Origin of the sequence: Cellulomonas shaoxiangyii (assembly GCF_004798685.1) — a bacterium.
Taxonomy (GTDB): Bacteria; Actinomycetota; Actinomycetes; order Actinomycetales; family Cellulomonadaceae; genus Cellulomonas; species Cellulomonas shaoxiangyii.
Map to the genome: position 1 here is coordinate 773,904 of NZ_CP039291.1, position 26,486 is coordinate 800,389.

At 74.1% G+C, this 26,486-nt stretch carries 25 protein-coding genes; 11 read left to right on the forward strand and 14 right to left on the reverse strand.

All coding sequences use genetic code 11. The annotated features are described in order from the left end of the window. Positions 1-9: 9 nt before the first annotated feature. Positions 10-372: an MmcQ/YjbR family DNA-binding protein gene (locus E5225_RS03535; protein WP_243738289.1), complete on the reverse strand. Its 363-nt coding sequence runs from the start codon at positions 370-372 to the stop codon at positions 10-12. Between the two features lie 91 nt (positions 373-463). Next, the gene (locus E5225_RS03540; RefSeq protein WP_208012560.1) at positions 464-1,153 is read right to left on the reverse strand and encodes a hypothetical protein; all 690 of its coding nucleotides are present in this window, start codon (positions 1,151-1,153) and stop codon (positions 464-466) included. A gap of 119 nt (positions 1,154-1,272) precedes the next feature. On the opposite strand from E5225_RS03540, the gene E5225_RS03545 reads away from it, so the two are divergent. Then, positions 1,273-2,037 (forward strand): endonuclease/exonuclease/phosphatase family protein, encoded by a 765-nt coding sequence (locus E5225_RS03545; protein ID WP_135973959.1) that lies wholly within the window; start codon positions 1,273-1,275, stop codon positions 2,035-2,037. 703 nt (positions 2,038-2,740) lie between these two features. Here E5225_RS03545 and E5225_RS03550 read toward each other — a convergent pair. The 7 genes from E5225_RS03550 to E5225_RS03580 all read right to left on the reverse strand — a co-directional run bounded on the left by E5225_RS03550 (position 2,741) and on the right by E5225_RS03580 (position 9,138). Continuing rightward, positions 2,741-3,103 carry a hypothetical protein gene (locus E5225_RS03550; RefSeq protein WP_135973958.1) on the reverse strand — a complete coding sequence of 121 codons (363 nt, stop codon included), beginning with the start codon at positions 3,101-3,103 and terminating at the stop codon, positions 2,741-2,743. Between the two features lie 233 nt (positions 3,104-3,336). Next, entirely contained in the window at positions 3,337-3,954 is a 618-nt protein-coding gene (locus tag E5225_RS03555; RefSeq protein ID WP_135973957.1) for a CE1759 family FMN reductase, read from the reverse strand. Between the two features lie 37 nt (positions 3,955-3,991). Then, on the reverse strand, positions 3,992-5,161 hold the full coding sequence (locus tag E5225_RS03560; RefSeq protein ID WP_135973956.1) for an LLM class flavin-dependent oxidoreductase: 1,170 nt from the start codon (positions 5,159-5,161) through the stop codon (positions 3,992-3,994). Positions 5,162-5,234: 73 nt separating this feature from the next. Then, complete coding sequence (locus E5225_RS03565) at positions 5,235-5,483, reverse strand: hypothetical protein (RefSeq protein ID WP_135973955.1); 249 nt, start codon at positions 5,481-5,483, stop codon at positions 5,235-5,237. Continuing rightward, the gene (locus E5225_RS03570; RefSeq protein WP_243738288.1) at positions 5,464-6,183 is read right to left on the reverse strand and encodes a signal peptidase I; all 720 of its coding nucleotides are present in this window, start codon (positions 6,181-6,183) and stop codon (positions 5,464-5,466) included. Before E5225_RS03570 ends, E5225_RS03565 begins: the two co-directional genes overlap by 20 nt. 49 nt (positions 6,184-6,232) lie before the next feature. Next, positions 6,233-6,916 carry a TasA family protein gene (locus E5225_RS03575; RefSeq protein WP_135973954.1) on the reverse strand — a complete coding sequence of 228 codons (684 nt, stop codon included), beginning with the start codon at positions 6,914-6,916 and terminating at the stop codon, positions 6,233-6,235. 116 nt (positions 6,917-7,032) lie between these two features. Continuing rightward, positions 7,033-9,138, reverse strand: a complete 2,106-nt coding sequence (locus E5225_RS03580) for a putative bifunctional diguanylate cyclase/phosphodiesterase (RefSeq protein ID WP_243738287.1) — start codon at positions 9,136-9,138, stop codon at positions 7,033-7,035. 220 nt (positions 9,139-9,358) lie between these two features. On the opposite strand from E5225_RS03580, the gene msrB reads away from it, so the two are divergent. The 3 genes from msrB to E5225_RS03595 all read left to right on the forward strand — a co-directional run bounded on the left by msrB (position 9,359) and on the right by E5225_RS03595 (position 11,165). Beyond that, on the forward strand, positions 9,359-9,778 hold the full coding sequence (gene msrB / locus E5225_RS03585; RefSeq protein ID WP_135973953.1) for a peptide-methionine (R)-S-oxide reductase MsrB: 420 nt from the start codon (positions 9,359-9,361) through the stop codon (positions 9,776-9,778). Between the two features lie 86 nt (positions 9,779-9,864). Then, entirely contained in the window at positions 9,865-10,617 is a 753-nt protein-coding gene (locus tag E5225_RS03590; RefSeq protein WP_135973952.1) for an NERD domain-containing protein, read from the forward strand. Positions 10,618-10,694: 77 nt separating this feature from the next. After that, the gene (locus E5225_RS03595; protein WP_135973951.1) at positions 10,695-11,165 is read left to right on the forward strand and encodes a MarR family winged helix-turn-helix transcriptional regulator; all 471 of its coding nucleotides are present in this window, start codon (positions 10,695-10,697) and stop codon (positions 11,163-11,165) included. 57 nt (positions 11,166-11,222) lie between these two features. On the opposite strand, the gene E5225_RS03600 is transcribed toward E5225_RS03595, so the two are convergent. Both E5225_RS03600 and E5225_RS03605 read right to left on the reverse strand, forming a co-directional pair. Continuing rightward, entirely contained in the window at positions 11,223-12,761 is a 1,539-nt protein-coding gene (locus E5225_RS03600; RefSeq protein ID WP_135973962.1) for an MDR family MFS transporter, read from the reverse strand. A gap of 309 nt (positions 12,762-13,070) precedes the next feature. Further along, positions 13,071-14,543, reverse strand: coding sequence for a sugar porter family MFS transporter (locus E5225_RS03605; RefSeq protein WP_243738286.1), 1,473 nt, complete (start codon positions 14,541-14,543; stop codon positions 13,071-13,073). A gap of 258 nt (positions 14,544-14,801) precedes the next feature. On the opposite strand from E5225_RS03605, the gene E5225_RS03610 reads away from it, so the two are divergent. Further along, a complete protein-coding gene (locus E5225_RS03610) occupies positions 14,802-15,374 on the forward strand; it encodes a hypothetical protein (RefSeq protein ID WP_135973961.1) in 573 nt (190 codons plus the stop codon). A gap of 137 nt (positions 15,375-15,511) precedes the next feature. On the opposite strand, the gene E5225_RS03615 is transcribed toward E5225_RS03610, so the two are convergent. Next, on the reverse strand, positions 15,512-16,780 hold the full coding sequence (locus tag E5225_RS03615) for a type II toxin-antitoxin system HipA family toxin (protein ID WP_135973949.1): 1,269 nt from the start codon (positions 16,778-16,780) through the stop codon (positions 15,512-15,514). Beyond that, entirely contained in the window at positions 16,777-17,040 is a 264-nt protein-coding gene (locus E5225_RS03620) for a helix-turn-helix domain-containing protein (protein ID WP_135973948.1), read from the reverse strand. The genes E5225_RS03615 and E5225_RS03620 overlap by 4 nt, the downstream gene beginning before the upstream one ends. A 463-nt stretch (positions 17,041-17,503) precedes the next feature. On the opposite strand from E5225_RS03620, the gene E5225_RS03625 reads away from it, so the two are divergent. Both E5225_RS03625 and E5225_RS03630 read left to right on the forward strand, forming a co-directional pair. Further along, on the forward strand, positions 17,504-18,124 hold the full coding sequence (locus E5225_RS03625) for a DUF47 domain-containing protein (RefSeq protein WP_135973947.1): 621 nt from the start codon (positions 17,504-17,506) through the stop codon (positions 18,122-18,124). A gap of 6 nt (positions 18,125-18,130) precedes the next feature. Further along, positions 18,131-19,135, forward strand: coding sequence for an inorganic phosphate transporter (locus E5225_RS03630; RefSeq protein WP_135973946.1), 1,005 nt, complete (start codon positions 18,131-18,133; stop codon positions 19,133-19,135). 52 nt (positions 19,136-19,187) lie between these two features. On the opposite strand, the gene E5225_RS03635 is transcribed toward E5225_RS03630, so the two are convergent. After that, positions 19,188-20,204 carry a LacI family DNA-binding transcriptional regulator gene (locus E5225_RS03635; protein ID WP_135973945.1) on the reverse strand — a complete coding sequence of 339 codons (1,017 nt, stop codon included), beginning with the start codon at positions 20,202-20,204 and terminating at the stop codon, positions 19,188-19,190. 201 nt (positions 20,205-20,405) lie between these two features. On the opposite strand from E5225_RS03635, the gene E5225_RS03640 reads away from it, so the two are divergent. From E5225_RS03640 to E5225_RS03655, 4 genes are all read left to right on the forward strand, one after another. Further along, on the forward strand, positions 20,406-22,433 hold the full coding sequence (locus tag E5225_RS03640; protein ID WP_135973944.1) for a beta-galactosidase: 2,028 nt from the start codon (positions 20,406-20,408) through the stop codon (positions 22,431-22,433). Between the two features lie 127 nt (positions 22,434-22,560). Next, a complete protein-coding gene (locus E5225_RS03645) occupies positions 22,561-23,811 on the forward strand; it encodes a sugar ABC transporter substrate-binding protein (RefSeq protein WP_135973943.1) in 1,251 nt (416 codons plus the stop codon). 104 nt (positions 23,812-23,915) lie between these two features. Further along, entirely contained in the window at positions 23,916-25,532 is a 1,617-nt protein-coding gene (locus tag E5225_RS03650; RefSeq protein ID WP_135973942.1) for an ABC transporter permease subunit, read from the forward strand. Next, complete coding sequence (locus E5225_RS03655; protein ID WP_135973941.1) at positions 25,532-26,434, forward strand: sugar ABC transporter permease; 903 nt, start codon at positions 25,532-25,534, stop codon at positions 26,432-26,434. The genes E5225_RS03650 and E5225_RS03655 overlap by 1 nt, the downstream gene beginning before the upstream one ends. The last annotated feature ends 52 nt before the right edge of the window (positions 26,435-26,486 follow it).

A 26,486-nucleotide genomic window follows, 5' to 3' on the forward strand; every position in this document is an offset into this window, starting at 1 on the left:
TCGCGCCGCTCAGCCGCCCGCCGGCGGGTCGGGCGGCGGCCCGAGCCCCGGGTGGCGCCGCCGCAGCACCGGCGGCGCCGCCCACCACCACGACTCGGCGAGCAGCGCGCCGACCAGCCCGGGCGCCGCCACGCGCAGGTCGACCAGGACCAGGTTCGTGCCCGCGTGGTGCGCGGTCGTCGAGTAGAGCGCGGGCTCCTGCGCGACCAGCGCACGGCGCTCGCCGTCGTCCTCGACCCGCACCGTCAGCCGGTGCTCGTCCCACAGGCGCGCGACGAGCGCGCGGTGGAACCAGGCGGGCTGCCCCCAGCTCGACCGCTCGGTCACGCCGGGCAGGGCGAGGGCCAGGCGACGCACGCCGTCGACGTCCACGGCACCAGCATGGCGCGCGCCACCGACACCGTCACCGGCCGCCGCCGCCCGCACCGCCACGGCCACCGGTGGCCGGCTCAGCGCGCCGGCGTCACTCCTCGCCCGGACCGCTGCGCCCCGGCGCCGCCTGCAGCCGTCCGCCGCCGTGCCCGGTCAGCCCCAGCTCGTCGACGAGGAACAGGAACGCCTGCGCGTACGGCTGCCCCGCGGTCTCCTCGCGGACCCGGTCCCAGTCGATCTGCTCGCGCAGCGCGCGGGCCATCGGCAGCAGCCACGTGAAGTCGCAGTAGTGCTCGCCGAGCACGCGCATCTTGGCCGAGATGATGTCGGTCGCCGGGAGCACGGGCATGCGCACGGCCAGCACCTCGAGCTCCTCGGCGCGTGCCAGCTGCTCGTGCGTGACCGGCTCCCCGACCATCCGGAACAGCACGTCGACCAGCTGCCCGTGGTGGTACGCCTTGAACAGCCAGTTCTCGGCCGGCTCCTGCACGTCGAGCCCCGCGGCGGCGAGCGCCCCCTTGGCCCGGTCGACGTCCTCCTCCGCGATCGCGAAGTCGGCGTCGTGGCTCGGCTCCGGTGCGCCGCGCGCCCACGCCGCGTACCCGCCCACGAGCGCGAACGGGATCTCCGCGTCCAGCAGCGCGACGGCCGTCCGGCGCAGGCCGTCCTGCAGGGCGGCACGGGCGTCGGGGGTCTCCGCACCCGTCGGTACGGGAAGGGGAGGTGGGGCCGCGCCGACGAGGGGGGCGGCGCCTGCGGTCGGCGTCGTCTCGGAGTGCATGCACGGTGTCTACACCGGCCGCGCGGGGTCCGCAGGACGAGCGGGTCCGCGACGGGCGGGCGGCGCGCCCGGCCGAGCCTGCGCGCGCGTGGAGGCGGGTGGCGGGTCACAATCACGGCGTGCGGCTGGCCACCTTCAACATCCTGCACGGGCGATCCACCGTCGACGGGCAGGTCCACCTCGACCGCTTCGCCGACGCCGTGCGACGCCTCGACGCCGACGTCCTCGCGCTCCAGGAGGTCGACCGCGGGCAGCAGCGCTCGCACGGGGCGGACCTCACCGCGGTCGCCGCGGAGGCGATGGGCGCGCCCCACCACCGGTTCGTCGCGACGCTGCACGGCGAGCCGGACCTGTGGGTGGCGGCGACCGGCGACGCGCAGCCGTCGGGCGCGGCGTACGGGATCGCGCTGCTCTCGCGCCTTCCGGTGCACGAGTGGCGTGTCGTCGCGCTGCCGGCGCTGCGCCGGCGCACGCCCATCCGCTTCCCGGGCGCGAGGTGGCCGGTGCTGGTGGAGGACGAGCCGCGGTCGGCGATCGCCGCGGTCGTCGAGACGGCCGACGGCCCCTGCACGGTCGTCGGCACGCACCTGACGTTCATCCCGGGCTGGAACGCGCGCCAGCTGCGGCACGTCGTGCGCGCGACGCGCACCCTGCCCGGGCCGCGCGTCGTCATGGGGGACCTCAACATGTCCGGTGACCGGCCGGCCCGCGTGTCGGGGCTGCGACCGCTCGCGCGGGCCTCCACGTACCCGCTCACGGCGCCGCAGCGCCAGCTCGACCACGTGCTCGGCAGCGGCCGCGTGGCGGCCCGGTCGGCCGCGCGCTCCCTCGACCTGGGCCTGTCGGACCACCGCGCCCTCGCCGTCGACGTCACCCTGAGCTGACCCGCCGGGGCAGCCCGACGCTCCCGGTACGCCGTCCACGTCGCTCAGGACGCGCCCACGCACGCCCGGCGCGCGCGCTCACCGCCGACCTGCCAGCCCACCACCGCCCCGGTCGCTCACTGCCGAGCCACCCGTCCTCCGACGTGCCACTCATGCCGACGTGCCGACCCACCACCGCCGCGCTCGGCTCGCCGCGTCGCTGACGCGTGACCGACGCGCCGGGTCGTCGCCGACGCGCCCCCTCGGGACCCCGTCCTCGTCACCGGCTCGTCGAGTTCGTCACGTCCGCTCCGAGTTCGTCACACCCAGGTGACGAAGTGGGCGCGTAGGTGACGAACTCGGCGTGGGCGTGGGCGTGGGCGTGGGGGTGGGCGTGGGGGTGGGGACGGGGGGAGTGCCTGGGGACGATGTCGATGCGCGGCGGCGGGATGCCGCACGGCCGACCGCGCGAGCGGGTTCGCAGGGCGCGGGGAGTGCTCGGTGCTGCGCGGGGGGGGGGGGCGTATCGGCGGTGCGCAGGGGGCGTGCGCGGGTGTCCCGCGGGCCCGGATCGGCCTCCCTCGGGGGACGTGCGTTGCGCGCTCGGGGGGCGGGTCTGGTCACGGTGCGTCGCGACCGACGGTGTCCGCTCCGACGTTCCCCGGGACCCACGCGACGACCGACGCCCCCGTCACCCGCACGGTGCCGGGGGCATCCGGCGGCCTCAGGACGCGTTCGCCGACCAGAGTGCGAGACCCAGCCACCCGAGCAGGGGAACGACCAGCTGCAGCGCCACCGTGCCCACGGAGGTCCACAGCGCGACGCGTGCGATGCGGCCTTCGCCCCGACGCAGCCCGACGACGGCGAGCACGATCGCGACCGGGCCCAGCACGTTGGGCCCCGCGAGCGCCGGCACGAGCGTCCCGATCGCCGCGACGACCGTGACGGCGGCCAGCGCGAACGCGCCCACCGACCACCAGGGGGTGCCCTCGGTGCGGTCGTCGGCCGCGTCCGTGGGCGGTGGGGTGCCGGGCGCCGCGGCGCCCGGCGTGTCGGGACGGTCGGGTCCGGGGGTCGGGACGCTCACGGCTGCTCCTCGGTCGTCGCCGGGGCTCGCCGGTGCGGCGGGCGCCGGGATGGCACGAGGCCAGTCTGTGGCACGACGGCACGACGGCACGACGGCACGACGGCACGACGGCACGACGGCACGACGGCACGACGGCACGACGGCACGACGGCACGACGGCACGACGGCACGACGGCACGACGGCACGACGGCAGCACCCCGGCGCGCGAACCGCACCGCGCCGTGGGCCGGTCTCAGGCGCCGAGCATGTCCTCGAAGGACGGGACGGCGTCGAACAGCCCGGCGCGTCCCACGGGTGCGCGGCCGGCGACCCGCTCGGCCAGCTGGACGCCCGCGCGGCGGACGCGGTCGGGCAGCGGCGCGACCTCGGCCGTCCCGGCGGCGGCCCAGTCGTCGGTGGCGGCGAACACGCCGGTCGGGACGACGTCCGCGCCGAGGTAGGCGAACAGGGGGCGCAGCGCGTGGTCCACCGCGAGGGAGTGGCGCGCCGTCCCACCGGTGGCGCCGAGCACGACCGGCGTCCCGCGCAGCGCGTCCTTGTCGAGCACGTCCACGAACGACTTGAAGATCCCGGCGTAGGACGCGGTGAAGACGGGGGAGACCGCGACGACGCCGTCGGCGCCGGCGAGCGCCTCCTGCGCGGCGGCGAGATCGGCGCCGGCGTAGCCGGTGAGGGTCATGTCGACGACGGCGTGCGCGAGGTCGCGCAGCTCGACGACCGTGACGCGCGCCGCGACGCCGCGCTCGGCGAGGGCCGCGACGGCGGCGTCGGCGAGGCGGTCGGCGAGCATACGGGTCGACGAGGGCTGCGAGAGGCCGCCCGAGACGACGACGAGGGAGCGTTCGCTCATGGAGGTGGTGCCTTCTTCCGGTGCTCTGCTGGCTGCGTCAGCGGACGGTGGCGGCGTCGAGGTCGTCCTCCGCCGTGCGGCCGGTCCAGTGGTCGGTCGTGCCGGTGCTCGCCGCGGGGATCGTGCCGGCCGCACGGGCGGCGGCGACGCGCTCGGCGTGGGACGGCGGGCCGGCCGGGACGTCGGCGGGGCGCCGCGCCTCGGCCTCCTTGCGGAGCACCGGGACGATGTCCTCCGCCAGGATGTCGATCTGCTCGAGCACCGTCTTGAGCGGCAGGCCGGCGTGGTCGATGAGGAACATCTGGCGCTGGTAGTGGCCGACCTGCTCCCAGAACGCGCCGTACCGGTCGATGACCTGCTGCGGGCTGCCGACGGTCAGGGGCGTCTCGCGCGTGAAGTCCTCCATCGAGGGGCCGTGCCCGTAGACGGGCGCGACGTCGAAGTAGGGCCGGAACTCGTTCCACGCGGCCTGCGAGCTCGTGCGGACGAACACCTGCCCGCCGAGCCCGACGATCGCCTGGTCGGCGCGACCGTGGCCGTGGTGCTCGTAGCGCTGGCGGTAGAAGTTCACCATCTGCGCGGTGTGCTGCATGGGCCAGAAGATCGCGTTGTGCAGGAACCCGTCGCCGTAGAACGCGGCCTGCTCGGCGATCTCGGGGGACCGGATCGAGCCGTGCCAGACGAACGGGGGCACGCCGTCGAGGGGGCGCGGGGTGGACGTGAAGCCCTGCAGCGGTGTGCGGAACTTGCCGGTCCAGTCGACGACGTCCTCCTCCCACAGGCGGCGCAGCAGCGCGTAGTTCTCGATCGCGAGCGGGATGCCCTGGCGGATGTCCTTCCCGAACCACGGGTAGACCGGCCCGGTGTTCCCGCGCCCCATCGTCAGGTCCATGCGTCCGCCGGTGATGACCTGGAGCATCGCGTACTCCTCGGCGAGGCGGACCGGGTCGTTCGTGGTGATGAGCGTGGTCGCGGTCGACAGGACGATGTTCTTCGTCCGGCCCGCGAGGTAGCCGAGCATCGTGGTGGGGGCGGACGGCACGAACGGCGGGTTGTGGTGCTCGCCGGTGGCGAAGACGTCGAGCCCCGCGGCGTCGGCGTGCTCGGCGATGGTGAGCATCGCGCGCACCCGTGCGGTGTCGTCGGGGGTGCGCCCGGTCGTGGGGTCGGTCGTGACGTCGCCGACCGAGAAGATCCCGAACTGCATGCCGCACCTCTGGTTCCGATCAAAGTCGATGCGTTTGCATCGAACACCGCGCTCAACCGTGCCGCGCCCGACGCTATTCCGTGGTCTTCCCCGGCCCCGGCGTCGGTGTCGGCGGCGGTGTCGGCCCGTCGGTCGCCCACGTGCGGGTCGTCACGGTCGTCGTCACGTCGTCGGTGTCCGTCAGCACCGCGCTGGTGCTCCCGACGGCCGGCGTGACGGCCGCGGCGGCGGCGACGAGCAGCGCGACGGTCAGGCGCACCCACGTGCCGGCCCCGGTCGCGCCCGCGGGGGCGGGGCGTGCGTCAGTCGAGGAGGAGCGCATCGACCCTCCTGTCGTCCGCCGTGCGCCGGCCCCCGCGGGTGCGGCGTCGGCGTCGCGCGTCGAGCACGGAGAGCACCTCCAGGGTGGCGAGCGCGAGCAGGGGCGGCACCAGCATGACGGCGCGCCCGGCCGACGAGGTCGCCCAGACCAGCGTGTCGCCCCACCCGTGGTGCACCCGCAGCAGCACGCCGCGCACGCGCTCCAGGGGCGTCGCGTTCGGGTCCGGCTCGGGGTTCGCGTCGCCCTGCGTGCGCAGGTACGGCTGCAGGACCGGCTCGCCGGACCCGTCCAGGACCGGCTCCATCCGCCCCGTGCCGTCGTCCTGCATGGCCGGCAGGCGGTGCAGGGACACGATCCGGTGGGTCACGAGCGACGTGCCCCCCACGGGCTGGAACGTCACGATGAGGCCCGGCTTCAGCTCCGACGCGTCCCGCACCGAGCGCAGCACGACGACGTCGCCCTCGACGAACCGCGGCGCCATCGACCCCGACGTCACCACCAGCAGGCGCTCGCCCTGGAGCTGGTACCAGGACGGGACGAGCAGCGTGACGGCGTACGCGAGGACGCCGCCGACGACGACCGTCCAGAGCAGCGCGGACACGGCCTGCCGCACGCGCCGGTCGCGGCCCGCCGTGGGCACGTCGGGGCGCGCGGCCCGTCGCTCGACGAAGGGCTCTGCGTCCGGTCGCTGCGTCCTCATCAGCCCGACGTCCTCACCACCCCGGCGTCCTCGTCCCCGCGGGGAGAGGTCAGGAGTTGTTGACGGTCTGCTCGGAGTCGAGGCGGAACGTCAGGTCGGCGGCGGTGTTCTGGTAGGTGTTCCCCGCGTCCCGCGACATGTCGACGCGCACGCACAGCGTCTCGGCGCCGTTCACGCCCGCGAGCACGCGGTCGCCGGTCTGGGGGCCGGTCGCCGGGTCGCCCACGACGGGGGCGAACACGTCGGGGGTGGACGGCAGGCCGAACTCCGCCGCCGCGGTCGCGGTGTCGCCGAGCGCGGTCCCGGCGGCGGTGCTCTCGAGCGTGCACGTCGCGTCGGCGTACACGCGTGCGCGCAGCTGCCCGCGCAGGTCGCCCGTGCCGGCGGTCCCCGTGCTCGGCGTCGCGCTGCTGGACGTCAGGCTCACGGCGTAGCGCAGCTCGAGCGAGCCCGCGTTGGTGACCTGCACGGGTGCGACCACGGAGCCGCCGGGAGCCAGGCCCCCGACCGGCAGGGCGAACTCCGCGCCCGTGGCACCGAGCACGAGGGTGCCCGTGCTGATCCGGCCGGTGAGCGCGTCCTGGTCCGTGAAGAGGGCGGAGGTCGTCAGCGACGTCACGCCGACCACGGCCAGCGCCAGGATGGAGCCCGTGGCCCACGCGCGGCGGCGGCGCGCGGCGTCCTCGCGCGAGGGCGCCGGGTCGATCATCTCCTCGAGCAGCTCGTCCATCATGGTCGCGCGTCCCCTCCCGGGTGCCGGTGCGGCGGTGTGCCTGCCGGCGGGTAGACCTCACCTTGTCGGTCCTCATCGGCCGGCACGGCGCGCACCTTGAGCCGGTCGTGCAGGATTCACCCGATGGGGTGAAGCACCGGGTGGTCGCCGCGGGCCGCACCACCCGGTGGGTGCACCTCGTGGGCCGGTCCGGGCCGGGCCCACAGGTACCCCTGGGCCTGGTCGACGCCCAGGCGCTGGAGCGTGCGGGCCGTGACCTCGTCCTCGACGCCCTCGGCCACGACGCGCAGGCCGAACGAGTGCGCGAGGTCGACCATCGCCTGCACGACCAGCTCCGAGCCCTCGCGCTCGCCGTCGCCGAGGTCGGCCACGAACACCCGGTCGATCTTGAGCTCGGCGACGGGCAGGTCCCGCAGCTGGGAGATCGACGTCGTCCCCGTGCCGAAGTCGTCGATGGCGACCCGCACGCCGAGCGCTCCGAGGCGCTCGAGCACCGGGACGACCCGCGAGCGGTCGGCGACGAGCGCCGTCTCCGTGATCTCGACCTCCAGCAGGTCCGGCCGGACCCCGTGCCGCGCGAGCAGCTCCTCGATGGTGTCGACGACCTCGGGGTCCGCGACGTCGTGGGCCGACAGGTTCACGGCCACGGGCACCGCCGTGCCGTCGGCCGACCACTGCGCGAGCTGGCGGACGGCGGCGTCGAGCGCGAACGTCGTGAGGCGGTGGATGAGCCCGGACTGCTCGGCGAGCGGCACGAACGTGCCCGGGCCGACGAGCCCGCGCGTGGGGTGGTGCCAGCGCATCAGCGCCTCCAGCCCGACCGTGCGCTCCGAGGCCAGCTCGATCTTCGGCTGGTAGTGCATCTCCAGCTGGCTGGCGCCGGGGCCGCCGTCGGCCCCGCGGCCGGCGCCCTCGCGCGCGCGGGCCGCCTCGTGCTCCTCGAGCGCGGCGTGCAGCTCGCCCATGAGCACGAGGCGTGCGGGCGAGGAGTCGTCGGCGCCGGGGGAGTACACCGCGACGCCCGAGCGCTGGTGCTTGGCCGCGTACATGGCGATGTCCGCGGTGCGCATGAGCGACGACGGGTCCTCGGCGTGGTCCGGCAGGCACGCGACGCCGACGGACGTGTCGACGTGCAGCGCGAGGTCGCCCAGCTCGAACGGCGCCGAGAAGAGGCCGCGCACCCGCTGCGCCAGGCGCTCGGCGTTCGCGACCGAGCGCACGTCCGGCAGCAGGATCGCGAACTCGTCGCCACCGAGCCGGGCGACGACGTCGTCGTCGCGCAGCGCGTTGCGCAGCCGCGCCGCCACGAGCTCGAGCAGCGCGTCGCCGTGGTCGTGCCCGAGCGTGTCGTTGATGTCCTTGAACCGGTCGATGTCGAGCAGGATCAGCCCGACGCGCGAGTGGTCCTCGCGCGCGTCGCGCACCGCGCGCTGCATCTGCTCGGTGAGCAGGCGCCGGTTCGGCAGGCCCGTGAGGGAGTCCAGCATCGCCAGGCGCGCGTTCTCGAGCGCCGCCGTGCGCAGGCGCCGCGACGTCGAGTGCACGATCTGGAAGAGCAGCAGCCACAGCACCACGAGGCTGCCCGCGACGACGAGCGCCACCGTGCGGACGGTGTCCGTGAGCGTCTGCTGCGTGCGCGTGTGGTCGAGCATGACCTCCGCGACGCCGACGGGCAGGTCGGCCGTCCCGTCGGTGGCGGTGCCGGCCGGGAGGGCGCCGCCGGCGGCCGTGCCGGACGGGAGGACCGGCACGTAGACGTCGAGGACCGTGCCCCTCTGCGTCGCCTCCGTCGGGTCCGTCGCGGCGCCACCCTCCCGCACGTCGGACTGCACCACGGCGTGCGGCGCGCGGCTCCGGAAGACCTCCTCGAACCGCTGCGTGTGCGCCAGCCCGGTGCCCGCGTCGCGCGAGGAGTACATGAGCCGGCCGTCGGTGCTCCACAGGCGCAGCTCGACGAGCTCGGACCCGAACCCGGCCGTCGCCGCCGCCACCGCCGCCTGGTCCTGCTCGGGCAGGACGCCGGTCACGTACGCGCCCGCGGGCGTGACGCCCGCCGCGTAGGCCGCGACCGTGACCGCCAGGCCGGTGCCGTCGCGCACCGACTGCTCGCGCATCTGCGAGGACGTGACGAGGACCAGCGCGGCGCCGACGACGGCCATGCCGACGAGGCTCACGACCGCGAACCGGCGCGTGAGGCTCGGACGACGTCGACTGGCGGGCACGTGCACCTCGTGGCTGGGGGCGACCCGGGGGCGGAGACCTCGCGGTCAGCGTAGGTCGTCGGCGCTCGCGTGCACGACACGGTGCCCGCCGCGGCGCGTCGGTGCGGTCGACGGCCCCGCCGGGAACGCCCGCCGGGAACGCTCGCCGGGAACGCTCGCCGGGAACGCCCGGCGTCCCGCCGGTGTTGTCGCTGTCGACCGAGGGAAGAAGGAGGACGACGTGGGTTACCCCGTCCAGAAGACCGACGAGCAGTGGGCGCTCGAGCTCGAGCCGCAGGAGTTCGCGGTGCTGCGCCGCGCGGGCACGGAGCGCGCGTGGACCGGTGAGCTGCTCGACGAGAAGCGCGATGGCGTGTACCGCTGTCGCGCGTGCCGCAACGAGCTGTTCCGGTCCGACACGAAGTTCGACTCGCACTGCGGGTGGCCGAGCTTCTTCTCGCCGCTCGCGGGCGACCGCGTGGAGCTGGTGGAGGACCGCAGCCACGGCATGGTCCGCACCGAGGTGCGCTGCGCCGGCTGCGGCTCCCACCTGGGGCACGTCTTCGACGACGCCCCCCAGACGCCGACCGGTGACCGCTTCTGCATGAACTCCGTCAGCCTCGCGTTCGAGCCCTCCGCAGAGGCCGACGCGCGCGCCTGACGACACGCCGCGGACACGCCGCGCGCCGACGAACTGCCTGGTGCAGGTGACTGAAGTCGTGCGCGCGGCGTGCCGATAATGACGGCGTGGAGGAGGCCCTGACAGTCCGGCGATGGCGGCGGTACGGCGCCGACCGCCTGTTCGTGACGCACGAGACCGGGGGCCGCGTGGGCTCCGTCGACCTGCAGTCCGGCGAGGTCGTCGCGGACGACCCGGTCCTCGAGGCCGGTCTGCGCCGGGCCGCCCAGGAGTACCTGCGTGCCGACCTGGCGGAGCTGGTGCTCCCGCTGCGCGCCACCGGCTCGCTGGACGCCCTCGACGAGGCCGGGCTCGACGCCTGGCTGGGGGCCGACCGCGCGCGCGGCGAGCGCGGCAGCCCGCTGGGCGTGCGCCTCGACCGGCTGGCCGAGATCGGCTGGCAGACCGTGCACGACGTGCCGCTCGGCCGCCAGGGCACGGTCCTCGAGCACCTGCTCATCGGCCCGGGCGGCCTGTTCACGATCTCCGAGCGCCGCCACCCCGGCAGCCGTGTCCGCGTCGAGGCGCGCACGATGCACGTCGACGGCCGGTCCGTGACCCACCTGCGCGACGCCCGCCTCGAGGCGGGGCGCGTGCAGGGGCTGCTGCAGTCGGCGGGCTGCGCCGGCGTGAGCGTGCGTGCCGTCCTCGTGGTCACCGGCGAGCTCGAGCTGGACCCGCAGCACCCGCCGCAGGACGCGATGGTCGTCGCGAAGCACGCGGTGCCGAACGTCTTCCGTCTGCTGCCGCAGCGCCTCGACGAGGCGCGCGTGCACGCGTACGCGCAGGTCGCCCGGCGCCGCACGACCTGGGCCCGCTGACGGCGCACGGACGGACGGCACGCGCCGACCGCGACGCGGTGCTCCGCCGGCCCGGGCCCCTGCGCGAGGATGGGCCCATGAGCGACGACCCCGTGCTGCGCCTCGAGCGCGAGCTCGGTCTGTTCATGCGCCGGGCGCGCGCGGCCGCGGCCGGTGTCTCCCGCGACGTGCACCCCGACCTGGACCCGTCGGCGTACTCGCTGATGTCCGCGGTCGCCGCCGACCCGGGCACGCGCGCGAGCGACCTCGCGGACCGGCTCGGGGTGGGCCGCGGGACGATGTCGCGCCAGCTCGCCCGCCTGGAGCGGCTGGGCCTCGTGGCACGCGAGGCGGACCCGCGCGACTCGCGCAGCCACCCGCTGACGCTCACCGCCGAGGGTGCCCGGCGCCTCGCCGCGGCCCGGACGGCCCGGCGGGAGTGGTTCCGTGCCGCGCTCGGCAGCTGGGGGCCGCAGGAGCTCGAGGACCTCGCCGAGCAGCTCGCGAGGCTCAACACGGCGCTCGGCGAGCGTGCGCGCGCGACCGGCAGCGACACCCCCGGCGCCTGAGACGTCGCCGGCGGGCGGCACCTGCCGGCGGGCGCGCACGCCCACGGGCGTCCGGGGTCAGGCGCTCGCGGCGCCGGACTCCTCGGCCTCGAGCCGCTGCTGGATGCCCGACCGGTTGCCGAGCGGCACCTCGCGCAGCAGCAGGACGGCCACGAGCGAGAGCAGCGCGATCGGTGCCGCGACGAGGAACACGTCGGCGACGCCCACGCCGAACGCGTGCTCGACGACGTGGCGCAGCGGGGCGGGCAGCGTGGCCACGTCCGGCAGGGTCGACGTGCTGCCGCCGAGCGCGCCGGGGTCGATGCCCTCCGCGCGCAGGCCGCCGACCATGAGGTCCTGCACCCGGTGCGAGAGCATCGCGCCGAGGGCCGAGACGCCGAGCGTGCCGCCCAGGGTGCGGAAGAACGCGACCGTCGCGGTGCCGGACCCGACGTCCTGCACGGGCAGCGTGTTCTGCGCGGCGAGCACCAGGTTCTGCATGAGCATCCCGACGCCGGTGCCCAGCACGGCCATGTAGACGCCGAGCAGCCAGAACGACGTCGTCTCGTCGATCGTGCCCATGAGCGCGAGCCCGGCGACCAGCATCACGGAGCCGGCGATCATGAACTTCTTGTAGCGGCCCGTGCGCGAGATGGCCCGGCCCGACCAGGTCGAGGCGAGGAACGTGCCGGCGACCATCGGGATCGTCAGGAGGCCGGACTCGGTGGGCGTGCGGCCGCGGGCCAGCTGGAGGTACTGGCTGAGGTAGACCTGCGAGCCGAACAGCGCGATGCCGACGGCGACGGACGCGACCACGGACAGCACGACGGTGCGGTCGCGGAAGAGGCGCAGCGGGATGATCGGCTCGGGGGCGCGGTGCTCGACGGCGATCGCCGCACCGAGCGCGACGAGCGAGCCGCCGACCATGGCGACCGTCTGCCACGACGCCCACGCGAACGACTCGCCGGCGAAGGTCACCCACAGCAGGAGCGTCGCGATGCCGGCGGACAGCAGGACGGCGCCGGCCCAGTCGATCTGCACGCGGCGCCTGCGCGTCGGGGGCAGGTGCAGCGTGCGCTGCAGCACGATGATCGCGGCGACGGCGAACGGCAGGCCGACGAAGAAGTTCCAGCGCCAGCCGGCCGCGTCGGTGATGACGCCGCCCAGGAGCGGCCCGCCGACCATGCCGACGGCCATCACGGCGCCCATGAGGCCCATGTACCGGCCGCGCTCGCGGGGGCTGATGATGTCGGCGATGAGGACGGTGCCCAGGGCGGTCAGGCCGCCGGCGCCGATGCCCTGCACGGCGCGCATGCCGATGAGCATCTCGGTGCTCTGCGAGAAGCCGGCGAGAGCCGAGGACACGACGGAGATGGTGAGCGCCACCTGGACGAGCACCTTGCGGTTCGTCAGGTCGGCGAGCTTGCCCCAGATGGGCGTCGAGATCGTCGTCGTCAGCAGGGTGGCGGTGACGACCCAGGTGAAGGCGGACTGGGAGCCGTCCAGGTCGGTGATGATCCGCGGCAGGGACGTCGAGACGACGCTCGTCGCGAGGATCGAGACGAACATCCCCAGCAGGATGCCGGACAGGGCCTCGAGGACCTCGCGGTGGCTCATGGCCGGGCGGGCGTCGGCGACGGCGGGTGGGACGTCGCCGGGGTGCGCGGCGTCGCGCCGTCCGGTCGTGCGGGTGTCGGGCTGGGTACTCACGCAGGGTCTCGCTTCCGGGGCGTGCAGGGCGGGGGACCGGCGGCGTCGGCGGTCGTGATCGGTAGGGCGCCCGGAGGGGCGTCAGAAGGTTGCGTAGGGCAACTTTAAATCGGATCGTTACCTCGGGCAACCGTTGCGGGGGTGAGGTTGTTCCTGGACGCACGAGGGCCCGGTCACACCGCGTGGTGCGACCGGGCCCTCGTGCGTGCGGGTGCGTCAGGTGCGCGGGCGCCGCCGCTCCACCTGCAGCCCCTCCATGTCCTCGAGCTGGATGTTCTTCGTCTCCGGCACCTTGGTGAGCACGAAGAAGAAGGAGATCAGGGCGAACGTGGCGTACATGAAGTACGGCACGGTGGCCCCGAACCGCTCGAGCAGCTCCGGGAACGAGACCGTGATGAGGAAGTTCGCGATCCACTGCGCCGACGCCGCCACGCCCAGGGCGGCGGCGCGGATGCGGTTCGGGAACATCTCGCCGAGCAGCACCCACACGAGCGGCCCCCACGTGGCGCCGAAGAACACGACGAACGCGTTCGCGGCGACGACGGCCACCACGCCCCACGGGTCCGGCAGCGACACGTTGTCGCCCGTCCCGACGGAGTTCATGAACGCGATCCCGACGAGCGCGAGCGAGAGCGTCATGCCCGCGGAGCCGATCAGCAGCAGCGGCCGCCGGCCCACCTTGTCGATGAGCGCGATCGCGATGAACGTCACCAGCACGTTCGTCACCGACGTGATCGTCGACGTCGTGAACGACTGCCCCTCGTCGAAGCCGACGGCCTGCCACAGCGTCGTCGAGTAGTAGAAGATCACGTTGATCCCGACGAACTGCTGGAAGACCGACAGCATGATGCCGACCCACACGACGGGCAGGAGCCCCAGCACCGGCCCCCGCAGGCTCGCCTGGTGGGCGAGCAGCTGGTCGGTGCGGATCGTCTGCTCGATCTCCTCGACGCGCTGGGTCGCGTCCTCGTCCGGCGGCAGCACGTCGTGCAGGACGGCGATCGCCTCGTCGCGGCGGCCCTGCGAGACGAGGTACCGCGGCGACTCCGGGATGCGCAGCGCCAGCACGCCGTACACCGCCGCCGGCACCACGCCGACGAGGAACATCCAGCGCCACGCCTCCTGACCGAGCCACAGCTCGGCCGCCGCGCCCCCGGCGGACGTCGCGAGGAGCTGGTCGGACAGCAGGGCGGCGAAGATGCCGAGGGTGATGGCGAGCTGCTGCAGCGAGCCGAGACGCCCGCGCAGGCGCGCGGGGGCGATCTCCGCGATGTAGGCGGGCGCGATCACCGACGCGATGCCGATGCCGATGCCGGCCACGACCCGCCACAGCGCGAGGTCCCACGCCGAGAACGCGAGGCCGGACAGCACCGACGAGACGAAGAAGAGGATCGCGCCGAGCACCATGACCCGCGTGCGGCCCCAGCGGTCGGACAGGCGCCCCCCGAGCCAGGCCCCGAACGCGGACCCCAGCAGGGCGATCGCGACCACGAAGCCGGTCACCACGCCCGAGAGGTCGAACTGGCCCTGGACGGCGTCGACGGCGCCGTTGATGACGGAGCTGTCGAAGCCGAAGAGGAAGCCGCCGACCGCGGCCGCCACGGACAGGGCGACCGCCTTGCCCGCGTGCCGGCTGCGCGCGCCGCCCGCCCCGCTCGGAGTCGCCCCGTGCGATGCCGCACCAGACATCGTCCACCCCCCGTATGAGCCCGAGACCGACCGGACGGCCTGGTCACCCTCACTCTGGACCTGCGCCCCACGTGCCGCACGCGGAGCCCGCCGCCGCGGCCGGTCCGGGGGCGAGCGTCCGGTCGGACGGTGGCACGTGCCCGTGCGCGGGTGCATCATCGCCCGGTGGCAGCGACCGAGGGACGTGACGGCGGCGCGGGGCAGGAGCCCCGGCGCCACCACCGGCCCGCGCCGTTCGACCCCGCCCGCGCCGACGCCCTGCCCGGCAACGCCGACCCGCAGCTGCGCGGCGAGATCGCGCACACCACGGCGGCGGCGCTCGTGCACCGCGCCCGGGCCTCGCAGGACCCCGAGGTCGTGCAGCGGCTCGTCTCCCTCGTCGAGACCGAGGGGCTCGACCTGGTCGCGGCGATGTGGGCGGACAGCCCCGCCGACACCCTGCCCGGCGCCCTGTGGCGCCTGTACGTGCTGCGCGAGTGGGTCCGGCGGGACCCGGGGACGGTCGCGGACCGGTACCGCATGGGCGTCGCCTCGGCCCCCGTCCACGACGTCGTCGCCGGCGTGGTCAGCCCGCCGGGGCCCGCGGACGTGCGGGCCGTCGCGGACGCCGTCCTGTCCGGGGTCTACGCGGGGGACCTCGCGGTCGCGCTCGAGCGGGCGGCCGCCTTCTGCCAGGTGCTCGCCACGGGCGCGGCGTTCGACGCCGACCACCTCGACGTCGTCGACCCCGGTGCGGCGGCCCGCACGACGCGCGGCGCGGCGTCGCTCGTGCGCACCGCGGAGGAGCTCGCCGCCGCCGCGGCGCTGTGGCGCGCAGGCCGCCTGGAGTGACGGCGGCCGGCCGCCCAACCGCGACCCCGTCTCGCTCACCCTCGAGCCGCGCGGCACGTCCGACACCGGCGACGGTGCACCAGAGCGAGCGCGGTGGCGTCCGACACACCAGCAGTGGCGGCTCGGCCTCGACGTACCTACCGCAGCGCGGCCAGGGTCACGTCCGCCAGGCTCTGGACCCGGGTGAGCATCCGGGTGCGCAGCTCCGAGTCGGCGAACGGGTCGAACGCCGCCTCGAGCGCCCCGGGCAGCTGCCCGGCCAGCCGGCGCACCTCGCCGCGAACGAGGTCCCGCGGGACCCTGCACCCGTCCGCGAACCGGTCCCAGTGCCGGGGCTCGACCGTCCCGAACGTCCGGCGCCCACCGATCGACATCGCCGAAGCGGTGATCTCGCTGTCCGCGCGACGAGCGTCGTACGGCAACGCTGACGCGATGTCGTACAGCGGAGCGAACCGCACCTGCGGACCGGCGAGCAGGACCGAGTAGTTCTTCGCGTGCGCGTCCGGGGCCCCGATGAGGTAGTTCACGATCACCGCCTGGACGAGCTCGAGGACGTCACGCTCCGGATCGGTCGCGACCTCCCGCAGCAGCTGGGCGACGTCAGCTGCCGACGGTCCACGTGACGCCTCGTACTTGCGTCGCGGGTGCACGGACAGCGCCTGGCACATGTCCTCCTGATGGATGCGCGTGACCGACCCGTCCGCGGTCCGGCGCCGGTCGTAGCGCCCGACCACGAGCGCCGGCTCGTCGTCGAAGTGTGTGTACGTCGTGCTGACCGCACGCAGCCCGCACGCGCCGACCGCCGTCAGGCACACGTGCTCGTTCAGCGCCTGGTCCCGGTACCCGGGCACTCCGGGCTTGATGATGTGCGTCGAGGGCGCGTCCCCGACCGGTTCGCACCAGCGCCCCTGGGCGTCACGCGCGAGCGTGAACTTGCCCTGCGCGCCGGCCAGGCTCCACCTCTCACCGGGCACCGTCCACGCGCTGTCGTCCGACCGCAGGTCCCGGAGCCGCGCGGCGATGTCCGCGTCGGACACCGGCTCCAGGCGCCCGGGACGGGCGAGGTCCTCATCGTCGCGCGCTCCCACGAACTGGACCGCGCCGGCGCAGTCGAGCCCCATGTGCTCGAGCAGCGCGAAGTAGTTGACCGCGCTGACGTCGAACAGCCGTGCCCAGCGCTCGCGGACCTCCTCGCTGTCGGGCAGGAGGCCGGCCATGAACGGGTCGATGCGCCGCCCTGGGTACGAGGCGGGCGCCAGCGGCATCGAGAGGGACAGCGGGGTCGCGTCGACGTCGCCGGCGTACTGGGCGTCGTACGTGAACGTGTGCCGGCCCGAGTGGCTCTGGGTGACGTGCCCGATGACGCGTCCGTACAGCAGGACGTCCAGGTGCCGCTCGCCGCTCACAGCGGTCGGGTGTCGTGCTCGAGGGAGTCCAGGGTGAACGTCGCCGTGCTCGCCGGAGCCAGGCGCAGCTCGAGGTCCAGGGCACGCAGGACGTCCAGCGCCTTGCCGAGCTCACCGGTCGGGTGGCCCTGCTCGAGCGTGCGGAGCGTCGGGCGCGAGATCCCGGCCTTGTCCGCCAGGGCCTGCTGGCTCAGGCCGGCATTGACCCGTGCGGCGCGCAGCTGGGCCCCGAGCTCGCGTGCGTCGCTGATTCCGCGCATGTGTGGCAACGTACTCTTCCATCCGAGAATGTCAAGGTACGTTTCCATACTCGGATGGCAACGCACGCTCGCGCATCCCGCCGCGCCGGCCTGAACCCGACCGACCAGGTGGCGCCGCGTGTGGCCGACCTGACGTACCGGACGCGTGATGATCGTCACCGGCCCGCCGGTCGCCGGGTGCGCGCGCGGCTCGGCGCCTAAACTGGACGGGACGCCGGGTCGCGGTGGCCCCGGGCTCCATTTTCAGCCGCTACGAGCGGCCTTGTGCCGAGAGGCGCCCCGCGGCCCGGCGTCGCCGCACCACCCGCGCGCTGCGCGGGCGTCGCGCTGTCGGCCGCGGGCACCCGGCCGCGGCGGTCGACCGGGACCCTCGTCCGGTGCACCTGCCGTTCGCGGGCCGTTAGGCTGGGCGCCGCCCGTGCACCCGCCGGGCGTCTGTCTCGTCCCAGCCCCGGAGCTCTCCGTGCGCCTGCGCCTGACACCGCGCGACCCCTCGTACTTCGACCTCTTCGCCGCCCAGGCGTCGTACCTCGTCGTCGGTGCGAACCTGCTGGCCGAGATCCTCGGGGCGGACCGTGCCACCCGCAAGGACATCAACCGGCGGATGGCCGAGGCGGAGCACGCCGCCGACGACGCCACGCACACGATCATGCGGCGGCTGAACCAGACGTTCGTCACCCCGTTCGACCGCGACGACATCTACAACCTCGCGTCGAGCCTCGACGACTGCATGGACTTCATGGACGAGGCCGCCGACCTCATCGTCCTCTACAAGGTCGACGAGCTGCCCGCGCGCGTCTCCGACCAGGTGCAGGTGCTCCAGCGTGCCGCTGAGCTGACGGCCGAGGCGATGCCCCGGCTGCGCTCGATGGACTCGCTCCAGGAGTACTGGGTCGAGGTCAACCGCCTCGAGAACCAGGCCGACAAGACCCACCGCAAGCTCCTCGCCCAGATGTTCGACGAGATCACCGACCCGATCCTCCTGCTCAAGCTCAAGGAGATCGTCGAGAAGCTCGAGGACGCGGCCGATGCGTTCGAGAAGGTCGCGAACAGCATCGAGACGATCGCACTCAAGGAGTCCTGAGCTCCGGTGGAACTCGCGCTCGTCGTCTTCGTTGTCGCGCTCGCACTCGGGTTCGACTACACCAACGGCTTCCACGACGCCGCCAACGCCATCGCCACGTCGGTCTCGACGCGCGCGCTGACGCCCCGGGCGGCGCTGGTCATGGCCGCGATCATGAACTTCGCCGGTGCCCTGCTGGGCACGGACGTCGCCGAGACCATCGCGACGGCGATCGTCGACCTCCAGGGCGAGCCGTCGCACTCCGCGCTCGTCGTCGTCCTGTGCGCGCTCGTCGGGGCCATCACGTGGAACCTCGTGACCTGGTGGTTCGGCCTGCCGTCGTCGTCGACGCACGCCCTCATCGGCGGGCTCGTCGGCGCGGGCCTCGCCGCCGGCTTCGGCATCTACGGCTCGGCGATCGTCGACAAGGTCGTCCTCCCGATGATCTTCTCGCCGCTCATCGGGTTCGGGCTGGCGTTCCTGCTGATGGCCGGGCTGCTGTGGATCATCCGCAACCGCGCGCCGTCCAAGGTCAACCGCCGCTTCCGCATCGCCCAGACCGTCTCCGCCGCCGCCATGGCGCTCGGGCACGGCCTGCAGGACGCGCAGAAGACGATGGGCGTCATCTTCCTGGCACTGCTCACCGTCGGCTGGGCCGACCCCGACGGCGGCATCCCGCTGTGGGTCAAGCTGTCCGCCGCGGCGGCGATCTCGCTCGGCACGTACGCCGGCGGCTGGCGGATCATGCGCACGCTCGGGCGGCGCATCATCGAGCTCGACCCGGCCCGCGGCTTCGTGGCCGAGTCGGTGTCCGCCGTGGTGCTCTACGTCAACGCGTTCTTCCTGCACGCGCCCGTCTCGACCACGCACACGATCACCTCGGCGATCATGGGCGTCGGCGCGACCAAGCGGCTGTCGGCCGTCCGCTGGGGCGTCGCGAAGAACATCCTCGGGGCGTGGCTCCTGACGATCCCCGCGGCCGCGCTCGTCGCCGCCGTCGTGTTCTGGATCCTGCACCCGATCCTCGGCTGAGCCCGGCACGACCGCCCCGCGCCCCAGGGCCGTCCGGGTGCAGGGGCGCGGGTCAGGCGCTGGTGCGGACGACCAGGCTCGCGGGCATCGTCACCGACTTGTGCGGCCCGCCGGCGACGACGTCGAGCAGCAGGCCGACCATCTCGGCGCTGATGAGGTCGAACGGCTGGTGCATCGTCGTCAGCGGCGGGTCGAGGGTCGCCGCGAGGCCGGCGTCGTCGAACCCGCCGACGGCGACGTCCGCGGGGACGCGGCGCCCGTGCTTGCGCAGGGTCGCGATGGCGCCGGCGGCCATCGTGTCCGACGCCGCGAACACGGCGTCGAGGTCGGGGACGCGGTCCAGGAGCTCCGCCATGGCGGCGGCACCGGACCCGGCCGTGTAGTCGCCGTAGGCCACGTACCGCGCGTCGTAGTCGGCGCCCAGCTCGTCGCGGTACCCGTCGAGGCGGTACCGGCCGCCGGGGGTGTCGAGCGGTCCGGCGATCATGGCGACGCGCCGCCGGCCGGTCGAGCGCAGGTGCCGGACCATGGTGCGGGCACCGCCGACCTCGTCGACGGAGACGGACGCGACCTGGCCGGTGTACCCGAGCGGGAGCCCGCACGAGACGGTGGGGATGCCGCGGGCGACGAGGTCCGCGAGCAGCGGGTCGTCGGCGTGCGTGGAGATGAGCAGGACCCCGTCGACGTGGCCGTCGGCGACGTACGCGGCCGCGTTCTCGCGCTCGACCGGGGTGCCGGCGACGAGGAGGACGAGGGTCATCTGGCGACGGGCGAGGGCCTCGGCCGCGCCGCGCAGGAGGATCGCGAAGTTCGGGTCCGCGAAGAGCATGTCCTGCGGCTCGGTCAGCAGGAACGCCAGGGAGCTGCTGCGGCCCGTGGCGAGGGAGCGGGCGTGCTGGTTGGTGCGGTACCCGGTGTCGGCGATGGCCCGCTCGACGGCGACGCGGGACTCCGGGGACACCCAGCGGCCGCCGTTGATGACGCGCGACACGGTGCCACGGGAGACGCCGGCCGCGGCGGCGACGTCTCGGATCGTCGGGCGCCCACGGCCCGTGGCGGTGCTGACCACGGGGCGACTCTAGCCCCGGCGGCCGCGGGAGCGGTGCCACGGTCCGGGCGGTCCGCGGGGCCGGGGCTGTGCACGGTCACAGGTCGATAACGAGGCATCCGAGGGCTTGTCGACCGGGCGGACGCGTGCTTACCTGTGCGCGGTCACAGGCTGTGACCGTGCACAGTCCGGCGGCTGTGCGGCGCGACCCGACGGAGTGTCATGACCGACCCGACCTGGTTCCCCCGCGACGCGATCGCCTACGGCGGGGACTACAACCCCGAGCAGTGGCCGCGCGAGGTGTGGGACGAGGACGTCGCCCTCATGCGCGATGCCGGGGTCAACCTGGTCAGCGTCGGCATCTTCTCCTGGGCCGTGATGGAGCCGCGCGAGGGCGAGCTCGACCTCGCCTGGCTGGACGAGCTCCTCGACCTCCTGCACGCGAACGGGATCGCGGTCGACCTCGGCACGCCCACGGCGTCGCCGCCGGCCTGGTTCTTCGCCGCCCACCCCGACGCCCGCGTCGTCACCCGCGACGGCACCGTGCTGGGCTTCGGCTCGCGGGGCATGGCCTCCCCGAGCCACCCCGCGTACCGCGCCGCGGCCGTGCGCATCGCGACGGCCCTGGCCGAGCGCTACGCCGACCACCCGGCGGTCGTCCTGTGGCACGTGCACAACGAGTACGGCGCACCGGTCGGCGAGGACTTCTCGCCGGCCGCCGTCGCGGCGTTCCGCGCGTGGCTGCAGGACCGCTACGGCTCGCTCGACGCGCTCAACGCGGCCTGGGGCACGGGGTTCTGGGGCCAGCGCTACCTGGAGTGGGAGCACGTCGGCGCGCCCGCCGCGACCCCCTCGGTGGCCAACCCCGCGCAGCGGCTCGACTTCGCGCGGTTCACGGACCACCAGCTGCGGGCCTGCTTCGTCGCCGAGCGCGACGCGATCCGCGTGCACGCCCGGCAGCCGGTCACGACGAACTTCATGGCCAACGAGTGCCCGACCACGGACCTGTGGGCGTGGGCGCGCGAGGTCGACGTCGTCTCGAACGACCACTACCTCACCGCCGCGGACGAGCGGAACCACGTCGGCCTCGCGCTCGCCGCGGACCTCACCCGCTCGGTCGCGGGCGGCCGGCCCTGGCTGCTCATGGAGCACTCGACGTCCGCGGTGAACTGGCAGCCGCGCAACGTCGCCAAGCGTCCGGGGGAGATGGCCCGCAACTCCCTCGTCCACCTGGGCCGCGGCGCGGACGCGGTCATGTTCTTCCAGTGGCGCGCCTCCCGCAGCGGCGCCGAGAAGTTCCACTCGGCGATGCTGCCGCACGCGGGGACGCGCTCGCGCGTGTGGCGCGAGGTCGTCGGGCTCGGGCAGGACCTGGCGCAGCTGGGCGAGGTGCGCGGCTCCACCGTGCGCGCCGACGTCGCGCTGCTGTGGGACACCGAGTCGTTCTGGGCGCAGGACCTCGAGTGGCGGCCCTCGGTCGACGTCGGCCACCGGGAGCGCGTGCGCGCCTACTACGAGCGCCTGTGGCGCGACGGCGTGACGGTCGACATGGCGCACCCGTCGCAGGACCTGTCGCGGTACCGGCTGGTCGTCGCCCCCGCGTCCTACCTGCTCACGCAGGCGTCCGCCGACAACCTGCGCGCCTACGTCGCGGGCGGCGGCACGCTGCTCGTATCGTTCTTCTCGGCGGTCGTCGACGAGCACGACGCGGTGCACCCCGGCGGCTTCGGCGCGCCGCTGCGTGACGTGCTCGGCCTGACGGTCGAGGAGTTCCTGCCCCTGCGCGCCGGGGACGCGACCCGCCTGGCGTGGACGCACGGCACGGAGCGCGAGCTCGCGTCCGCGGTCTGGCAGGACGACGTGGTGCTCGAGGGCGCCGACGTCGTCGCCACCTACCTCGACGGTCCGGCCGCGGGCGGCCCCGCGATCACGCGGCACGCCCACGGCGAGGGCACCGCCTGGTACGTCTCGACCCCGCTGGGGATCGACGCCCTGGCCCCCGTCCTGGCCGCCGTGTACGAGGACGCCGGCATCACGCCCCCGGGCCTGCCCGAGGACGTCGAGGTCGTCACCCGCCACGGCGCGGACGCGGACTACGTCGTCGCTGTCAACCACTCCGGCGACGACGCCAAGGTGCCGGTCGCCGAGGGCGTCGAGCTGCGCAGCGGCACCGCCGTCGCCGGCACGCTCGACCTGCCCGCGGGCGACGTCGCGGTCGTCCGCGTCCCGCACGGGGGTGGTCGCCCCTGAGGTCGCCCCACGCCCGTCGCTCTCCCGCGTGAGCCGCCTCCCGGCAGCCCACGCCGTACGTCCCCGTCGCAGCGCCGCGATCCTCTCCGGACGCGTGCACCGCGACACCACCCCGGAAGGAACGCACATGCGCAAGTCAGCACTCCCGGTCGCGATGGTCGCGGCCGTCGCCCTCCTCGCCGCCTGCAGCGGCGGGAGCGACGACACCACCCCCACGGCCGAGGCCACGTCCGGCGAGGGCGCCGGCGCGGGTACCAGCCTCACCGTCTGGGTCGACGAGAACCGCGAGCCCGCCGTCGCGGCCGCCGCGGAGGACTTCGAGGAGTCGACCGGCGTCACGGTCGAGCTCGTCCAGAAGAACTTCGAGGACATCCGCGCCGACTTCCTCGCGCAGGTGCCCACGGGCGAGGGCCCCGACATCACGGTCGGCGCCCACGACTGGCTCGGCTCGCTGATCGTCAACGGCGTCGTCGACTCGATCGACCTCGGCGAGACGGCCGCGGACTTCGAGCCCGTCGCCACCGAGGCGTTCACCTACGACGGCCAGATGTACGGCCTGCCGTACGCGCTGGAGTCCGTCGCGCTGGTCCGCAACACCGCGCTCGTGCCGGAGCCGGCACCGGCGACCTTCGACGAGATGATCGCGGCGGGCCGCGCGGCCGGCACGAAGCTGCCGTTCGTCATCAACACCAACGGCACCGCGGGTGACGGCTACAACTACTACGCGCTGCAGACGTCGTTCGGCGCGCCGGTGTTCATGCAGGAGGAGGACGGCTCCTACACCAACGAGCTGGGCATGGGCGGCGAGCCCGGCCACGCGTTCGCGACGTGGCTCGGCCAGAACGGCATGGCCGGCTCGGGCGTCTTCAGCACCGACTGGACCGACGAGATCGCGCGCCAGGAGTTCGCCGACGGCAACGCGCCGTTCGCGATCACCGGGCCGTGGGCGATCACGGGCTTCCAGGAGGCCGGCGTCGACTTCGCCGTCGAGCCGATCCCGTCGGCCGGCGGCGAGACCGCGGCGCCGTTCGTCGGCGTGCAGGGCTTCTACCTGTCGGCGCAGAGCGACAACGCGCTGCTCGCGCAGGACTTCCTCGTCAACTACCTGTCGACGCCCGAGGCGCAGCGCGCGCTGTACGACGCCGACCCCCGCGTCCCGGCGCTGCTCTCGGTCGCCGAGGACGTCTCGTCCGACCCGGTCATCGGCGGGTTCGTCGCCCAGGTGAAGAACGGCACGCCGATGCCGTCGATCCCCGAGATGGCGGACGTGTGGGACCACTGGAACGCGGCCGAGGCCGCGATCATCTCCGGCTCGTCCGAGCCGGTGGCCGCGTGGGACAAGATGCTCGGCGACATCCAGTCGTCCATCGGCGGCTGACCTGACCGTGGGCGTCGGCCGTTCCCCCCGACGGCCGGCGCCCACGCCCCCCGCGCACCCCGCGCACGCACGTCCGCGACGTCACCGAGCACGACGGAGAACCGATGTCCACGCAGCAGACCCTCGCGCCGGCGGACCCCGCCGCCGGCGCACGCGAGCCGCACGCGCGGCGCTGGGACGGCAGGGGTGGCGGCTTCCTGGTGAAGCTCGTGCTCATGGCGCTCGTGAACGCCTTCGGGGTGTCGGTGCTGTGGGCCGCGTACGCGCAGGAGTCGTGGGCGATCTTCGGCGCCTCGCTCGTGCTGCTCGTCGTGGCCGACTGGGTGTACTTCAGCAAGCGCGTGCTGCCGATGAAGTACATCCTCCCGGGCCTGGTCTTCCTGCTCGTCTTCCAGCTCTTCTCCATGGGCTACACCGCGTACGTCGCGCTCACGAACTACGGCACGGGTCACAACACGACCAAGGAGCAGGCGGTCGACGCGCTGCTCATCCAGGCCGAGCGTCGCGTCGAGGACTCCCCGAGCTACCCCCTCACGGTCGTCCAGCGGGGTGACGAGCTCGGGTTCGCGATCGTCGACGAGGGCGACGTGCGGGTCGGGTCCGCCGAGGAGCCCCTGGCCGACGCGGGTGACGCGTCCCTCGACGGCGAGCGCGTCACGGCCGTGCCCGGCTGGGAGGTCGTGCCGTACACGACCCTCATCTCGGACCCGGCGCTGCAGGAGCGGGTGGTCGACCTGCGCGTGCCCGTGTCGGACGACGCGGACGACGGCTCGATCCGCACCCGCGAGGGGTCGACCGGGCAGGTGTACTCGTCCGCGCTCGAGCACGACGAGGCGGCGGACACGCTGACGAACACCGAGACGGGCGCGGTGTACCGCGCGACGGACGGCGGCCGGTACGTCTCCGACGACGGCGAGGCGCTGCCCGTCGGCTGGCGCGTCCACGTCGGCCTCGAGAACTTCACGCGCGCGTTCAGCGACGACACGTACTCCGGCCCGCTGCTGCGGATCACCGTGTGGACGTTCGCGTTCGCGATCGCCACGGTGGCCACCAGCTTCCTGCTCGGGCTGGTGCTCGCACTCGTGTTCAACGACACGCGGCTGCGGGGGCGCAGGGTCATGCGGACCCTGTTCATCCTCCCGTACGCGTTCCCGGCGTTCCTGTCCGCGCTGCTGTGGCGCGGCATGCTCAACGCCAACCCCGACTACGGGATCGTCAACCAGCTGTTCTTCCTCGGCACCCGCATCGCGTGGCTCGACGACCCGCTGCTGGCCAAGCTGGCGGTCATCGGCGTCAACCTGTGGCTGAGCTTCCCGTACTGGTTCCTCGTGTGCACGGGTGCCCTGCAGTCCCTGCCGGAGGACGTCATGGAGGCCGCCCGGATCGACGGCGCCGGCCGGTGGCGGACGTTCCAGTCGATCACGATGCCGCTGCTGCTGGTCTCGACCACGCCGCTGCTGATCTCGTCGTTCGCCTTCAACTTCAACAACTTCACGCTCGTCTACATGCTGACGGGCGGCGGGCCGCGGTTCACCGACACGTCGGCGACTCTCGGGCACACCGACATCCTCATCTCGATGATCTACCAGCTGTCGGGCGTGGCCGGCGGCCGCGCCGACTACGGCCTCGCGAGCGCGCTGTCGATCATCGTCTTCCTCATCATCGGCACGATCTCGGCGCTGGCGTTCCGCCGGACCCGCAAGCTGGAGGAGGTCCTCTGATGGCCACCACGACGACCCTCCCCGCGACCGCGACGACGTCCGACCGCGCCCGCGGGCGCCGCCGCCGCTGGTTCGCCGAGGTGGGGTGGAAGTACCCGGTCGCCGCGGTCGTGGTGTTCTACGCCGCGTTCCCGCTGGTGTACGTCCTGTCGGCCGCCCTGGCGCGCACCGGCACGCTCACCGGCTCGACCGAGCTGTTCCGGACGTTCTCGACCGCCAACTTCGAGGCGCTCGACGGCACGCGGTTCTGGTCGTGGGCGGTCAACAGCCTCGTGGTCGGCGGTGCCACCGCGCTCGGCTCGGTGCTCATGGGCGCCGCCGCCGCGTACGCGTTCTCGCGGTTCTCGTTCCGCGGGCGCCGCGGCGGCCTGACCGCGCTGCTCATCATCCAGATGTTCCCGCAGATGCTCGCGTTCGTCTCGATCTTCCTGCTGCTGCTCGCGCTCGGGAACGTGGTGCCGGCCCTCGGGCTCAACAGCACGGTCGCGCTGATCTGCGTGTACCTGGGCGGTGCCCTCGGGACGAACACGTTCCTCATGTACGGGTTCTTCAACACGATCCCGCGCGAGCTGGACGAGGCCGCGCGCATCGACGGCGCCACGCACGCGCAGATCTACTGGGGCATCATCCTGCGGCTCGTGACGCCGATCCTCGCGGTCGTCGGCCTGCTGTCGTTCATCTCCACGTTCGGCGAGTTCATCCTCGCGCGCGTGATCCTCACGTCGCAGGACCGCTGGACGCTCGCCGTCGGCATGTACGGCTGGGTGTCGCAGGAGCTCAACGCGAACTGGGGCCTGTTCGCCGCCGGTGCGGTGATCGCGGCCCTGCCCGTGCTCCTGCTCTTCCTCTTCCTGCAGAAGTACATCGTCGGCGGCCTCACCGCCGGCTCCGTCAAGGGCTGACCCGCCCCCCGCGGGCCCGCACGTCGCACGACCCGGGCCCGGTGGCCCGGCG

Excerpts from the sequence above, each read along its gene's own strand:
- E5225_RS03605 (WP_243738286.1), bottom strand. The coding sequence starts at position 14,543 with ATGTCTGGTGCGGCATCGCACGGGGCGACTCCGAGCGGGGCGGGCGGC.
- E5225_RS03540 (WP_208012560.1), bottom strand. The coding sequence starts at position 1,153 with ATGCACTCCGAGACGACGCCGACCGCAGGCGCCGCCCCCCTCGTCGGC.
- E5225_RS03560 (WP_135973956.1), bottom strand. The coding sequence starts at position 5,161 with ATGCAGTTCGGGATCTTCTCGGTCGGCGACGTCACGACCGACCCCACG.
- E5225_RS03645 (WP_135973943.1), top strand. The coding sequence starts at position 22,561 with ATGCGCAAGTCAGCACTCCCGGTCGCGATGGTCGCGGCCGTCGCCCTC.
- E5225_RS03655 (WP_135973941.1), top strand. The coding sequence starts at position 25,532 with ATGGCCACCACGACGACCCTCCCCGCGACCGCGACGACGTCCGACCGC.
- E5225_RS03555 (WP_135973957.1), bottom strand. The coding sequence starts at position 3,954 with ATGAGCGAACGCTCCCTCGTCGTCGTCTCGGGCGGCCTCTCGCAGCCC.
- E5225_RS03640 (WP_135973944.1), top strand. The coding sequence starts at position 20,406 with ATGACCGACCCGACCTGGTTCCCCCGCGACGCGATCGCCTACGGCGGG.
- E5225_RS03570 (WP_243738288.1), bottom strand. The coding sequence starts at position 6,183 with ATGAGGACGCAGCGACCGGACGCAGAGCCCTTCGTCGAGCGACGGGCC.
- E5225_RS03600 (WP_135973962.1), bottom strand. The coding sequence starts at position 12,761 with ATGAGCCACCGCGAGGTCCTCGAGGCCCTGTCCGGCATCCTGCTGGGG.
- E5225_RS03575 (WP_135973954.1), bottom strand. The coding sequence starts at position 6,916 with ATGATGGACGAGCTGCTCGAGGAGATGATCGACCCGGCGCCCTCGCGC.
- E5225_RS03595 (WP_135973951.1), top strand. The coding sequence starts at position 10,695 with ATGAGCGACGACCCCGTGCTGCGCCTCGAGCGCGAGCTCGGTCTGTTC.
- E5225_RS03650 (WP_135973942.1), top strand. The coding sequence starts at position 23,916 with ATGTCCACGCAGCAGACCCTCGCGCCGGCGGACCCCGCCGCCGGCGCA.
- E5225_RS03620 (WP_135973948.1), bottom strand. The coding sequence starts at position 17,040 with ATGCGCGGAATCAGCGACGCACGCGAGCTCGGGGCCCAGCTGCGCGCC.
- E5225_RS03565 (WP_135973955.1), bottom strand. The coding sequence starts at position 5,483 with ATGCGCTCCTCCTCGACTGACGCACGCCCCGCCCCCGCGGGCGCGACC.